Genomic DNA, 14,275 nt, shown 5'->3' with positions numbered 1-14,275 from the left:
ACCACCGAGCCCCTCTCATGTCCCGGACGCGCAGCGGTTGCGGCGCAGAGCCGGGATCCAGGGCCACACGGTACGACGCAGCGACATGGGCCCCGGCTCTGCAGCGCATCGTCGCTGGACGATGCTTCGCATCGCCAGGGTGACGCAGCGCTGCGTCGGGGGCACGAGAGCGCAGTGTGGCGCACGCCGCCTCCACATCGGCATTGCGAGCGCAGCGAAGCAATCCAGAATCAGTCCGCGGCAAGACTCTGGATTGCTTCGTCGCAAGGGCTCCTCGCAATGACGGAGCAAGGGGCACTGCCGTCGTCCTCCAACTGCCACTGTCATTCCCCGCGAAGGCGGGGAATCCAGTACGCCGCGGCCTCTCGGTTCAATCACTTCCGTCTCGGAGTACTGGATCGCCCGGTCAAGTGTTCAGCCCGGGGACATGACCGACGGGTGTTCGGGGACATAGCCGACACTTTCTCCGCTCGCCAAGTCGATGATAGCGATTTGGTGGGCGGCAAAGAAGATCCCGTATTGCGCATCGTTTGCCGAGGGGCGGATGGCGAGGCGCTCGCCACGGAAGGCCTGTGGCACTTTCCACAGACGTCCCTTGAAGCTGACATAGGCCTTGGTCGTGGAGACGCGGCGCACGATCTCATGGCTGTCGTATTCGACCTGTGGCAATCGATCGGGCATTGGTCGCTGGCTGGGCCGATATCGACTGGCCGGGACCTGTTGTCCGAGCGCCTCGTGTGGCCGTTCGAAGTTGTAGACTTCCCGCCAGGCGTCGAAGGCACGCTGCGTCTCTGCGAGATCGCGGAACTGTCGCAGTGCGAACACCTCAGCCGCGAGGGTGCGGTGGAATCGTTCATTCTTGCCGCGGCTTTGCGGGTGATATGGGCGGCTGCGGATGACGGCGACGCCAAGCTTGAGCAGCCACACCGAGAACCGTGTCCATCGCTCGCCGGAAGGATCACCCCAGGGCGAACCATTGTCGACGAAGAAGGCCTCCGGGAGCCCGTAGTGGCGAAAGGTCTTCTCCAGGCGGCTGCGCACGGCATCTGTGCGTTGATCGGCACAGGCCTGCAGACACAGATCATAGCGGGAGTGGTCATCCACCACCGTCAGAGGATGGCACTGGGTATCATTGCCGAGCCGAACCCAGCCTTTGAAGTCCATCTGCCACAACAGATTGGGGGCCGGCATCTCGAAACGCTGGCTTGCCATCGGGCCGCCGATCGGAGGCTTGATGCGGCCAGACCGACGCAAGATCTGATGAACTGTTGAGACTGCTGGCGAACGCAAACCATTGCGCTCCAGGCAGTGAGCTATCTTGCGAGCTCCCCATGCCGGATGGGCATCGCGCACCGCGAGAATACGTGCCTCGAGCTCGCAATCGGTCTGTCCCGGGCTCGCATGCGGTCGGCGCGAGCGGTCGTTGACATTCTGATCCGCTTGCCATCGTGCAAGCCACTTGTAGCCCGTGTCGGGATGGATATTGAACCGCCGGCAGAGCTCCCGCCGGTTCGCTCCCTCCTGCATCGCAAGCCGCACGAACTCCCGCCGCTGATCCATCACCGACACCTCTCGCCAGGGCATCGACTTGGCCTCCTTTACCGCCAAATCCCTGCACTATGATGTGTCGGCTATGTCCCCGAACACCCGTCGGTCATGTCCCAGGGCTGAACACTTGACCGGGCGATGACAGCGAGTGTGTGCGTGCGCGTGCCACAGGCTCGTCATTGCGAGCGCAAGCGAAGCAATCCAGCATCCCTCCGCGGCAAGATTCTGGATTGCTTCGTCGCAAGGGCTCCTCGCAATGACGGAGCAAGGGGCAATGGCGTCGCTCTCCAATTCGCATCTGCGTTGCAGACACGCCTTCGCATCCTCGCGGCGCGTTTCGCCCGAGCTTTGCTTGATCTCTCCCCCCTCGAAATCCAAGAGGGCGCAGGGAAGGCCGGGTGCCGGCGGCACCCGCGGTCCGCTGCGCGAAAAGCACACGCAGAGAAGACCGCACAGCAGCATACAGGTGAAGCCCAACACACGGCCTTCCCTGCGCAGTGGTTTGACGGCTTATGCCGTGCTCTCCCGGGAGCCGAGTTCCTTCTGGCCTCCCTCACCCCAGCGAAAGTCGCCGACACCGCGCCGGTTGACGCCAATGCCGCATCCGCCAGGGCTTGACCGTAGCAACGACGGCCAGGACCACACGTCTATATTTTGGCATTCGGTGAAACACGCCGAAACTACAAAAACCCTTTGAAACAAGCCTTTTTCGACTAGCCTGTTTCGGGGCGCTTCGGCGGGTTTCGTCAAATCTAGGGCCCGGCCCTAAGCCTTTCAGCGTCCGCACGACAAACTGAAAGTCCCAAAGCCGAGCCCTTTGGTCCCAAGCCTTAGGAGCCGAAACCGAAATGGATACTACCATCACCGCCGCCCCCGCTGGCAAGCGCGCCCGCAACGGCAGCGTCATCCTAACCAACCGCCTTTGCGAAAGGCGGGTGCCCAAACGGGTCAAGTTCTACGATCGCAAATGCCCCGGCCTGTATGTCAGCATCACCACGGCGGGCGTGGCGACCTTCTCGATTAAGTTCACCGATCCGCAGACCGGCAAGCAGCGCACCGGCTGGCTCGGCGTGTATAACCCCGAGACCTTCACCGTCGATGATGCCCGGAGCAAGGTCTATGGCCTGCGGGGCACAGGTGCTGCGGCGATCGCTGAAACCTTCCGCGACCGGAAAGAGCGGCAGGCGAAGCGGGGCAAGTCCGTCGACGAGATCATCGAGGAGCGGATCGACTGGATGAAGACGCCAGTCCGGAAGGCGGACGGCGAGATGCGGCCCCGGCTGGAAAGTTGGGAGAACACCGCGAGCCATTTGCGCCGCTTCATCGGCTCGAAGCTCGGCCGGAAGATCGCAGCCGACGTCACCCGGGGCGACATTCAGGCGTTGTCGGACGACATCGTGGCGGGTCGGCACGGCGGCAAGGCGTCGGTCAGCAACGCGCGTCACATGCGCAAGGCGGCGTCGGGCATGTTCCGGTGGGCATTGCGGCGCGAGTACATCACCGCCAACCCTTGCAGTGATCTTGAGCCGCTCGACCCGGAGCATCCGCGCACCCGCGTGCTGACCGAGGACGAGATCAGGATTTTCTGGCACGGCCTCGACCGCGACGACCTGATGACGTCATGGGACCGCAGGACCCGGCTCGCACTCAAGTTCGAGTTGGCCACCATGCTGCGCTCGGCCGAACTGCTCGGCGCGCACCGCAACGAACTGATTGACCTCGACGGCGAGCAGCCGCGCCTCGACGTGCCACTCAAGCGGGTGAAGAAACGGCGAATGATCCAACAGCCGCTGCCGAGCCTCGCGATGGAGATCATCCGGGAGGCATTGAAGGGCAACAACAAGGATTTCGTATTCGCCAGCCCCCTCGACAACAAGCCGATGCACCGCAAAGCGATGGCTGACGCGCTGCGTGGCGACAAGCGCAAGGGCAAGGTCAGGACGCCCGGCATCTGCGCACTGCTCGGCCTGCGGCCGTTCACGCCACACGATCTGCGGCGGACAGCGGCGAGTTGGGCGCGTCGGATCGGTCAGCCGATGGCGAAGATTGCGCTTTGCTTGGATCATCGCGTGACGACGGAGGACGGCATCAAGCTCCCGCCCGTCACCGGCAAGCACTACGTCCGCGCCGAGGATCGCGAGGTGAAAGAGAAGCGGGAAGTCCTGCAGGCGTGGGCCGCCGAACTGCGGCGGATTATCGCCGAGCCTGCACCATTGCGGCAACCGGACACCGGACTGCGGCTCGTCGCCTGACCAAGCGCCAGTCCCGCAATTTGGGAATTTAAAGCCCGGCCAGCGCACCGCTGGGCGGGTTCGCATCGGCCCAATGCGGAATTCCGTCCGCTGCGAAGGGTGAGAATGCAAAATGGCCGCAGATTGCTCTGCGGCCCACCGGAATGAATTATGTTTCCGTGCTGAGATTGCCAGCCCCGGTGCGAACTGCGTTCTAGCGCGAATTGTGCTGGCAATTCGATCCGGGCGTCTACGGTAGCGAGATCGGAGCGCCGCCAAGACGCTTGGCTCCGCCGGGTGAATGAAGCCCGGCCCCTTTGGTGATTTTTCGGGAACTTGTCTACCGCTGCGCGTATTCACCGGTTTTGCCTGAGCGGGGGAGCGCCTTGGCAGAGAAGCCGGTAATCTTGGTTGTCGAGGACGATGCCGATATACAGCACATCATCGAGGATGCGCTGAGTGACGGCGGCTTTGAACCGGCGATAGCGGCGTCGGATGAGGAAGCGATCGCCCTGCTCACGGGCCGCGCGGAAAACTACCGCGCACTCGTTACGGATATCGGCCTGCGGGGCAGAACGCACGGTTGGGTCACCGCCCGCCGGGCACGAGAGATCGATCCGACATTCCCCGTCATCTACATCACCGCCGGTGCCGGTCACGAGTGGTCCTCGCAAGGCGTGCCAAACAGCGTTCTTTTACAGAAGCCATTTGCCTCCGCCCAACTGGTCACCGCCGTTTCCCAACTCCTAAACGGCGGCACGCCTCCACTCACCCCCAAGGACCCGGCCTAACCATCGTCTGCACCGGGATCGTCCGAACGCAGGATTTTACCAAATATTAGTGCTGATGGTCCGATCATTCACATTGCGAATGCAAGGGGAGGATTGCTCCCATGTTGAAGGACGGCACATACAGTGCGTGGTTTAGAACCCCGCTGGGCAATGGAACCGGTATCGCTCATGTCGCGGACGGGCAAATCTGGGGTTGTGATAGCATCATGACGTACAGCGGCTCTTGCCAGACAGACGGTGACCGGTTCACCGCGATTGTTACGATCAAAAGACACACCGAAGGACATGCCACGGTCTTCGGCGCAGATGACCTTACGCTTCGTCTTGAGGGAACGTGCCCCGGCAAGATAGCTCGCTACGTCGGCACAACGGATCAGGTGCCGGGAGTGGTGCTTGAGGGAACGCTCATTCTGAGCGAACAACAGACGCCCGCGCCAGAAGCGATCAAGCCGAGACCACAATTCAACCCGGCTAAACTCTCGAAATTGCCAAAGCGGTCCCGCTGAATGCTAAGAACGAGACGGAGTTTTGCGCCCCCCTGGCCACATGGCGCGGCCAACGGCTGGGGTCGAACGGCAAGCTCGCCCGCCTTTTTGCGGCGTGCACCATGATGTGGCCCCTAGGCCAGCCCGGTATAACTCCGCCCTTTTCACTCGGACGACGGAATTAGTCGCAGCGGCGCTCCCTGCGCGTAACCATGCGGCCATCACGTTCGACCGTGACAGTCTCTGTGCGGCAGCGCTGTCTTGGGCCGACGGTAACGCCTCCTGGACCGACGCCAACTGTGGTGTCGCGGTCGTACCGGTCACGGTCCCTGTAATCACGGTCCCTGTAGTAGCGGTCCTCGCGGTCCCGTCCGATCTGAACATCAACGCCTGGGGCCATCTTGAAGCCTTGGGCGTTGGCCGGAACGGCAAGCGGAGTAGTTGTCAGCGCGGCTGCGGATGCCGCCAAGGCAAGAGCGATCTTCAACATGTGGAAGTCCCTCATTGTGGTTGGACCGGTGTAACGGGAGCCAACACTGACCGTTCCACGCCGTAAGGGTTGGCGGCTCGCATGGACGTGAGAACCGCCCGGTCGCAGTCATTAAGTCGCCGCTCTTCGGCGACCGGAAGATTTTCTCGTGGCCCGTGGCAATCCTTGATGACTATCCGCGACGGCGGCGGCCAACGTCCGGTTGAAGAACTTTCTATTTTCTCGGGCGATGTGGCGCTCGGGTGACAGACACTTCGGCGAACAATGATAGGTTGCATGCTGGGGCGTTACTGGATTTGAAAAAATGAAGAAAATGTTGGTGGGCACCGTTGCCCTCATCACACTCGCCGCTCCTGCCTCCGCCGCTGATTTGGCGGCTCGCCCATACACCAAAGCGCCGCAGCCGGTGGTCGCCCCGATCTACGACTGGAGCGGCTTCTACGCCGGCCTCAATGGCGGCGGCGGCTCCGCCCATAAGTGCTGGGATCTGATCAATGTCGGTGGCGTGCCCATTGCTCCGCCCGTCCCCTTGGGGTGCCACGATGCAACCGGGGCACGGTCGGCGGTCAGATCGGCTACCGCTGGCAGACGGCGGGCTGGGTGTTCGGGGTGGAGGCGCAGGGCAACTGGGCTGATTTCAAGGGGTCCAACGCCAACCTCGCCGCCCCGGACATCCAGAATGAAACCAAGATCGATGCGTTCGGCCTGTTCACAGGTCAAGTTGGCTATGCCTGGAATAACGTGCTGCTCTACGTGAAAGGCGGTGCAGCGGTCGTCAGCGACAAATACAGAGCTTTCGATATTCCGACCGGGCTGACTATCGTCAGCGGAAGCGAAACCCGCTGGGGTGGTGCGGTGGGGGCCGGCCTCGAATTTAGCTTCGCCCCGAACTGGTCCGTCGGCGTTGAATACGACCACCTGTTTATGGGCGATAGAGACGTGAACTTCGTGGACGCTGCGGGCGCTGTTGCTGCAACCGCCCGTATTGGTCAGGACGTCGACATCGGTTTGGTCCGTGTGAACTACCGCTGGGGCGGCCCGGTCGTCGCGAAATACTGACTTGCGTTACAAACACAAGCCATCGGTCGCCATGCCGACGCTAGCCGGAGACATGCGGCCCGGTTCTCGCTGAGAACGATGACCGGCCGCTGTTGCCCGGCATGCGGACCGAGTTCAAGGGCGATCGGGGTACCAAGTCCAAGCCAATCCCCGGACCACACTTGGTCTACGGGTTCTTGACCACAAATGCCAACGCCGTGGTCGCGCCGATCCACCCCAAAGCCATGCCGGTCATACTGACCACCGACGAGGAGCGCGATGTTTGGATGCGCGCGCCATGGGACGAGGCGAAGGCATTGCAGCGCCCATTGCCGGACGATGCGCTCGGGATCGTATTGCGGGGCCGGACAAGGAAGATCGCACGACGGCGTAGATGGGGTAGCACTGACACTGGAAGAACTGGCAAAGATAGCTCGGAAGCTTTCGCCGATTGCATTATCGATGGATGACCAATCCCGAGCTTGCGCTGCGTTGGCAGCATAGAGGCCCGCCGCTACGTCGAGGACCTATACCACTCACTCCTCCGCCATGGAGTGGAGGAAGCCGAGCACTGGCCTCCCGATGTTACGGCGAATGGTCAAAATCGTGTCGCTGCTCCTTGCGGGCTGATCGAGGTGGCCGCGTCTGCTGACCTGATCGGCCAAGCCAGCATCATCGATGGCGACGCGATAGAACTCTACGGCACCCGCATCCGCCTTTGGGGCATCGACGCGCTAGAGAGCAGCCAGTGTAGCCGGGGGTCATGATTGCCGCACGCAGCGCCGCGCCCTTAGGCGCGGGGACGCGCGACCGCCCCCCTCGCGGATATTTCGCCCGGGCGATTTTGCAGTTTGATTACGTGGGAGCGCCGCCTGTGCGCTGTCGGCGGGGGCCTATGGAGGACGCGCAGGCTTGCGTAAAGCCTGGTAAACGGCTCCTACCCCATTTACCGGGGCAAACAGCAAGTGGCGCTCGCTTAGGCACGAAAGTCTCGACGACCTCTCTGATCAGTGAAGTCGGGTCAGTGGACCGTAGCGGACTTGATGTGCTCAGCCTGAGTTCTTCGCATTTTGACCCAATTCGGACTTGGTGGGCGATGGACCGTTCAAGCTACCCCCTAATGGCCTGGTGCCCGATTCTGTATTTTGCCGTAAAATTTACGCTGTCCAGCTTCGCTAATTGGGAGGTTAGGATGAAAAAGTCTTTTGTCGTCGCGACATTGATCCTGTTCGCAGGTCCTGCGATGGCCCAAAACGCGATGAAAGTAGTCAAGCCCGATGGGCTAACATGGACGGAGCATCCGGTCTTCAAAGATGTGCAAACTGTGATCTTGGTCGGTGACCCGACCAAAGCCGAGACAATCGTCCAACGCGTGAAATTCCCCCCGAACTATAAAGTTGCCCCGCACACACATCCTTACGCCGAGGTCGTCACTGTGATGAGTGGCAGCTTCGGGAATGCCATGGGGGAAAAGTTCGACCCCTCGCAAGGGGAGTTGTTGAAGGCGGGTTCCGTATTCGCGCTGACAGCGAAGCATCCCCATTATGTTTGGACGACAAACGAGGAGACGATCGTCCAAATTGTGTTCACCGGGCCAGGGGGCATCGAGTTCATCAACCCGGCCGACGACCCGCGCAAGAAGTAAAAAAAAGCGCCAAGGGGCGGCGCAACCAACTACTCGTGTCCCGGAGTCGGGCCCGCTGTCAGGGGTAGACCGGACCTGTCTCCCGCGAACCTCGACTGACGACGCGGACATCGTCTCGCGTAGTGGGAGAGTGCGAGCGGCCTCACCGTGCCGCCCTCATTACTTATCCGCGCCGATGAGGTGATCGAATAGACATGCTGCAGCGCGTGAGTCGCGCATCTTTTGGCAGCGCCGCGATCTGAACGGAAACGTGCAGGACTACGCGTCTAATAGACGCATCATCCATACATCGTTCTGCGCAAGGCCTCCTTCGAAGCAGGGTATGATTGCCATCGTGGAAATCGATGATGGAGATACTTGCTCCAACCAAATTTGTAACCTGCAACCCATCTGGGAGGAACACCATGAGGTATCATCTCAATTCATCGTGGATGTGCGGTTGTGTTGTGCTTGCTTTGGCAGTCCCGGCGGCCGCTGTCCCGGCCTTCGCAGAAGAAGCGGGCCAATGGTTCGGTCGAGCCGTTCTGGTCACCCTGTCCAGTAAGAGCGTGAAGCTGGAAGACAAGGCTGACCACACGGTGTCGGTCACCGAATACGACGGCGCTGTGTTCAATGCCGATGGCAAGCCCTTCCTCGACAAAGCCCGCTACCAGGTCGTTGATCTAACGGACGCTGGCAATTCCAGCGGCGGCCATAAGACCTTCACAGAGGCCGACGGATCCAAGGTCTTTGCCAAGTACGTCCTGAAAGACGCGAAGCCGAAAGAGTTCCGCGGCACCTTCGAGTTCACTGGCGGCACGGGAAAATATACAGGGATCACGGGCCGCGGTGAGTACCACGTCGTGCTAGTCAGCGACACCGCCCTATGGGATGAACTCCGCGGCGAGTACAAAATTCCGGCTACCGTCGGAAGTTCGCGACCTGACCCGACCAAATGAACATTTGGCCGCACTTGCATGAGAGCCTCTAGACCGGCCCCGCTGCGGCCGAAACCGAGCGAGGCCTTTGCATTTCGAACGAGAAGTCTTGCGGCTGCGTTTGCCTGAGTATGTCCGTTCCTGGCCCCGTCGCTGACCTCAGCCCAGAGCGCGGGGATGTCCGCTTCATACAGGTGACCCGACCAAGATCATGCTGGCTAACGAGGGCAGCCTTTGACCCATAACGGAATTACGGAAACGCTACGGACCTGATGACCATCGGCGCCTATTCGGGTAGACTGGCTCTAGCCCTCGAACCTGAACGGGTGTGGGCATGGCCCGGAAGCTCGCCGCTATCGTCGCCGCCGACGTTGTCGGCTACAGCCGGCTGATGGGTGTCGACGAAGCCGAGACCTTGGCGGCGCTCAAGACGCATCAACGAGAACTGATCGCGCCGAACATTGCCGAGCACCAGGGCCGCATCGTCAAGACAACAGGCGATGGCCTCCTGATCGAATTCTCGAGCGTGATCGAAGCCGTCGAATGCGCCGTCGAGGTACAGCGCGCTATGCAGGGTCGCAATGAGGACGTCCCGGCGGACCATCGCATCGAGTTCCGCGTCGGCGTCAATCTCGGGGACATTATCATCGACGGCGACGATATTTACGGCGATGGTGTCAATGTTGCGGCACGGCTCGAAGCCCTCGCCGAAGCCAATGGGATTTGCGTGAGCAGAGTCGTGCACGATCAAGTACGCGACAAGCTAGATCTGGTCTTTGAGGATCTCGGCGAGCGGCAGCTCAAGAACATCGCTCGACCGGTCCACGTATTCCGAGTGCCAGCACCAGCTACAGAGCTGCGGACGCAATCGGCAAGCCCCGCACTGGCGCTTCCGGACAAACCGTCGATTGCGGTATTACCTTTCACCAACATGAGCGGGGATCCCGAACAGGACTACCTTGCCGATGGAATGGTCGAGGACATCATCACGGCGCTATCTCATTTCAAGGCGCTGTTTGTCATCGCCCGCAATTCCAGCTTCGCGTACAAGGGTCGCGCCGTCGACGTGAAGGTAGTCGGGCGTGAGCTTGGAGTTCGCTATGTGTTGGAAGGAAGCGTTCGCAGGGCGGCAAACCGGGTGCGCATCACGGGACAGCTTATCGATACCGCTACTGGCGCGCATCTTTGGGCGAACCGGTTTGATGGTGGGCTCGGCGACATTTTCGATCTGCAGGACCAGGTGACGGAGAGCATTGTCGGAGCAATCGCGCCGGCGGTGGAGAGAGCCGAGATAGAGCGTGCCACACGCAAGGCAACCGAGCGTCTTGACGCCTATGATCACTACTTGCGCGGTTTAGCTAAGTCCTATCAGGATGCTAGTCAGCAAGCGTGCAGCGAGGCACTGCACCTATTCAACAGCGCGATCGAGCTGGACCCCTACTTTGCGACAGCCTACGCTCGTGCCGCCTTTTGCTATGCCAATGCCAAGGCCTTTGGCTGGATTTCACTCACACCGGAGGAGGTGGCCGAGGTATCGAGGCTCGCTCAGCGGGCGGTTGAGCTAGGTAGGGATGATGCAATCGCGCTCGCTGATAGCGGATGGGCATTGGCATATGTTGTTCGCGATCTCGATCGAGGCGCCGCCTTAATCGATCGCGCGCTTGCGCTCAATTCCAATGTGGCCGAGGCGTGGGATTGCGGTGGCTGGGTAAAGAACTGGCTCGGCGAATACGAGCTAGCGATCGAGCGCTTCAAGCGTGCCATACGCCTAAGCCCACTTGATCCGTGGGGTGCACCGATGCGAGCTGGGACTGCGCATGCACATTTTTTCCTAAGTCGCTATGACGAAGCGGCATCGTGGGCGGCAATGGCGTTGCAGGACAATCCAAACTCTCAACCTCTACTTCGTATTGGCGCTGCGAGCAATGCGATGTCGGGAAGGCTCGATCAAGCGCAGAAGGCGGTCGTGCGCCTGCGCCAACTCAATCCTACACTGCGGGTTTCCAATCTCAAAAACGTGCTGGGACCTTATCGGCGTGCCGAAGACATCTCGCGATACGAAGAAGGATTGCGGCGAGCCGGGCTCCCCGAATGATACCGCTGAAGGAAGGAAACGTTAACTTGACCGTTGCTTTCGAGACTTCGGTTATTCGGTGGCCACATGCGATGTCTGCGCATCTAACCTTTACACCGGACGGAGAAGTCGTCGGATGAGCGACAGAATGTCGCCCAATTGGCCCAAAGCGGCAGTTATAAAATGTCAGCTTTTGCGCCGCTGTTGGACCTTAAGCGGACACAGTCCGCTCCTGCGAGGGGCTACACTCGACAGATACGCGGCGAACAGGAAGTGGAGCAACCGCCTGTCCGCCGCGCCAAACGCGCCGCCGAGCAAACGCCAAAAGGCAGCGGCGCGTGTGGGTCAATAGTTCGGGATCAAGGTGACGTAATACGCCATGCCCTGGGGCCTCCCATGATACACGCGGGCGCGGATACCAACTGCACCCAAAGAGCGTTCCTAACGATCTGTGGCTAGACCAAGCGCCTTGCACCTCAGTCGCTCAAGAGTGTGAGTGCTGGGATCGCTGGACAGTCCGACGAACGCTGGCCACATCGAATCGGTAACTCTGCAATTTGGGCGTCATCCGTGTCGTGGTAACTAGCGTTTGGCGAGCTGCGGTTGTGCTCACGATCGCTGCTGTTTTCCCGCTATGACGAGCGATGGACGACCCGCAGTCGGTCGCCTCAATTGTTGGGTGCGCTGCGGCAGGTCCATCTAGACCCTGCCGCCCGCCTGCTCCTGCAGGAAGGGATGACGCTTGAGACGCTGGTCGATGCGCTGCGGCATACCGAACTGAGTGACCGTGACGCGGTAAGACTCTTGATCGCAGCACTTGAGTCCGGCGACTTCGATGTTGCGCCAGACTTCACCACCCGGCCGTCGCACCTCAGGCTAATCTACGACCCTCCGGCATCTTTCCGCGTGGTCGATGTGGTCATGCTGACGGAAAAGCGGGCTCAGCAATGAAATTCGGTTGAGGTTGCGATTTTAAGCCGAAGGGAGCCTGTCATCCCGCCCTCTATCGCTTGGTATGGATCAACCATGCCTTGAATAGCGTCTGCCCTCGGCCACGCCTGTTTAGAGCCGTGGCGGCGCGTGCGCGCGATTTCCGGTCCACCCCCGATAGCCGATATGGAGCAGGCCGGATTGCCGCCAGAAGCACATCCCGAGTTGGTTAAGCGGCTCGCAGAAAAAGTCCAAGAAGCGGCGGATGAGCATTAGCGTAAGACACGGCTTGTTCATCGTTTCGGTCTGGGATCTACGAACGCGAGGTGGTGAAAGAGCGGAACCGGCGGCTCGTCCCTTAGCCGCCACTAGGTCCGATGAGCGCCTCGGTGCCGCCTGAGGGCGGAAATGCCCGACCGAACGACGCGTTCAATTTGGTCGACCACTTCGCTAACTTGCTCATGCTCCCAGATACGAACAACGGTCCAACCAAGCGCAAGAAGCTGCCGATCGGTATCTCGGTCGCGTGCGATATTCGTTTCGATCTTTTCCCGCCACCATTTAGCATTGTTCTTTGGCCAGGTGCGGTGGAGTGGACACCCATGCCAGAAGCAGCCGTCGACAAAAACGGCCACCTGCGCTCTAGGAAAGACAATGTCGACGGTACGTCGCTTCGTCTTCAGCAGACGCTGGTGCAATCGGAATCGCAATCCGCGCTTGTGAAGCTCCGATCGGATCAATCGTTCACGCGCGTTGCTGCGCCCCCGTGTTACGGACATTCGCTTGGTGGTAACCGGCGAGACCGGGTCAATGAATAGTGGGCTCGTCATTGCTGCGAGATATGATGTCGTAAGTCACGTCGAAAGGCCTCCTCGGAGCGCAAGTTGCTTCGCTCAAGCCGGGAGAGAAAACCCGAGGCGGCTTTCCTAGAAAGCGGAACGATACCGCTGCCAAGGAACCGGGCCAAGTGCTCTGCGGGTTTGGAAACGGGCCACTCAGACACCGCTGAACATCCGCGCCGACCTTCGAAACCCCAGCCGGCGGAAGGCCAGCCCCGGGTTGTTCGGAGACCATCATCATTCCCTTCATCGTAAATCTCGGCGACATCCAATCGTCCAGCAATCCATTGAGCGAACGGGACGCTCACGGCGTTACCAACCAAACGCCAGCGCTCCCGGGCATATTTCGGCTCCTCCCCTTCCAGGCCTGTCCATCCGGCCTCGAAGCCCTGCAGACGCTCGGCCGCTTCGATCGTGGGAACAGCGACGAACCGTCGCCGGGGAAACCAAATCGCTGGTGGCGAGGGAATGTGAACGCCGGACCCGCCCTTCAGCGGAGGTATCGCATTTATCGCCCAGCCAAGCCCAGTATTCCCCTCCGTCCAGTAGAAACCGCAGGCATGCGCTCCACGAGCGCTCGGCTCGGGAACACCTGCATCATCACCGAGGAGAGCGGCGCGGGGATCGGCCTGACGGGACGCCAGAATCACCACCCTACGTCGTCGCTGCGGTAGGCCGAAGGCTCGTGCGTCCACCGTGCGGTAAGCCCAAGCAAAACCCATGCCTTCGAGTTTGGAAACGATCCTTTCGATTGCGCGTCCTCGATCGAGACTCAGCATGAAGGGAACGTTCTCAAGAACAAGCCATCGTGGTCCTGGGCGCGAGTTCTTTAGAAGTTTGAGCAATACATCGATGAGGCCGGAGTTAGGTCCCTGAATCCCGCGCGTGCGTCCGGCCTGGCTCAGATCTTGGCAAGGGAAACCTGCAGCGACGATTCCGCATTCCGGCAACGACTTGAGGTCTCTCACGTCCTCGGACACACGCACGTTGGCGAATCGGCGCCCGAGGACTTGGCGCGCACGAACATCAGCCTCGCAGAGCAGGATGCTCTCATGCCCCTCGCGTCGGAAACCCTGCTCTATTCCCCCGATCCCAGCGAAAACACCCACTACCGAGTGCTTGGTTCGCTTGGACCGATCTCCACTCGTCTCACTTCGTATTAGCTGCGTTCCCTTCTCGTTGATTTCGAAGGGTGTCCGTTTCAGCAATCTCTTCTTCCTCAGTAATTTTGTCGGCCGTCGTCAGAGGACATAGCACAAGTGAAGAATCTACTCGAGCAAAAATCGA

General features: G+C 60.5%; 10 protein-coding genes and 1 pseudogene. 8 read left to right on the top strand and 3 right to left on the bottom strand.

What is annotated here, in order from left to right; translation table 11 throughout:
- Positions 1 to 414 precede the first annotated feature (414 nt).
- On the bottom strand, positions 415 to 1,584 hold the full coding sequence (locus tag XH85_RS22950; protein ID WP_128933593.1) for an IS481 family transposase: 1,170 nt from the start codon (positions 1,582 to 1,584) through the stop codon (positions 415 to 417).
- An 812-nt stretch (positions 1,585 to 2,396) separates the two neighbouring features.
- On the opposite strand from XH85_RS22950, the gene XH85_RS22940 reads away from it, so the two are divergent.
- The 8 genes and pseudogenes from XH85_RS22940 to XH85_RS22900 all read left to right on the top strand — a co-directional run bounded on the left by XH85_RS22940 (position 2,397) and on the right by XH85_RS22900 (position 12,170).
- Entirely contained in the window at positions 2,397 to 3,800 is a 1,404-nt protein-coding gene (locus XH85_RS22940) for a tyrosine-type recombinase/integrase (protein WP_164940822.1), read from the top strand.
- A gap of 365 nt (positions 3,801 to 4,165) precedes the next feature.
- Positions 4,166 to 4,570, top strand: a complete 405-nt coding sequence (locus XH85_RS22935; RefSeq protein WP_128933592.1) for a response regulator — start codon at positions 4,166 to 4,168, stop codon at positions 4,568 to 4,570.
- Between the two features lie 101 nt (positions 4,571 to 4,671).
- Positions 4,672 to 5,076, top strand: a complete 405-nt coding sequence (locus XH85_RS22930) for a hypothetical protein (protein ID WP_128933591.1) — start codon at positions 4,672 to 4,674, stop codon at positions 5,074 to 5,076.
- A gap of 773 nt (positions 5,077 to 5,849) precedes the next feature.
- Positions 5,850 to 6,604 (top strand): annotated as a pseudogene (locus XH85_RS22925) (outer membrane protein).
- 1,171 nt (positions 6,605 to 7,775) lie between these two features.
- On the top strand, positions 7,776 to 8,228 hold the full coding sequence (locus XH85_RS22915) for a cupin domain-containing protein (protein WP_128933590.1): 453 nt from the start codon (positions 7,776 to 7,778) through the stop codon (positions 8,226 to 8,228).
- A 404-nt stretch (positions 8,229 to 8,632) separates the two neighbouring features.
- Positions 8,633 to 9,166 carry a hypothetical protein gene (locus XH85_RS22910; protein ID WP_128933589.1) on the top strand — a complete coding sequence of 178 codons (534 nt, stop codon included), beginning with the start codon at positions 8,633 to 8,635 and terminating at the stop codon, positions 9,164 to 9,166.
- Positions 9,167 to 9,479: 313 nt separating this feature from the next.
- Positions 9,480 to 11,240, top strand: a complete 1,761-nt coding sequence (locus tag XH85_RS22905) for an adenylate/guanylate cyclase domain-containing protein (protein ID WP_128933588.1) — start codon at positions 9,480 to 9,482, stop codon at positions 11,238 to 11,240.
- A gap of 714 nt (positions 11,241 to 11,954) precedes the next feature.
- On the top strand, positions 11,955 to 12,170 hold the full coding sequence (locus XH85_RS22900) for a hypothetical protein (RefSeq protein ID WP_128933587.1): 216 nt from the start codon (positions 11,955 to 11,957) through the stop codon (positions 12,168 to 12,170).
- Positions 12,171 to 12,517: 347 nt separating this feature from the next.
- Here XH85_RS22900 and XH85_RS48090 read toward each other — a convergent pair whose 3' ends face one another.
- On the bottom strand, positions 12,518 to 12,928 hold the full coding sequence (locus tag XH85_RS48090; protein WP_128933586.1) for a very short patch repair endonuclease: 411 nt from the start codon (positions 12,926 to 12,928) through the stop codon (positions 12,518 to 12,520).
- A gap of 47 nt (positions 12,929 to 12,975) precedes the next feature.
- Complete coding sequence (locus tag XH85_RS22890; RefSeq protein WP_208758052.1) at positions 12,976 to 14,196, bottom strand: DNA cytosine methyltransferase; 1,221 nt, start codon at positions 14,194 to 14,196, stop codon at positions 12,976 to 12,978.
- Positions 14,197 to 14,275 lie beyond the last annotated feature (79 nt).

It is taken from the genome of Bradyrhizobium zhanjiangense (assembly GCF_004114935.1).
Lineage (GTDB): Bacteria > Pseudomonadota > Alphaproteobacteria > Rhizobiales > Xanthobacteraceae > Bradyrhizobium > Bradyrhizobium zhanjiangense.
This window is presented reverse-complemented; position numbering and strand designations above follow the sequence as displayed.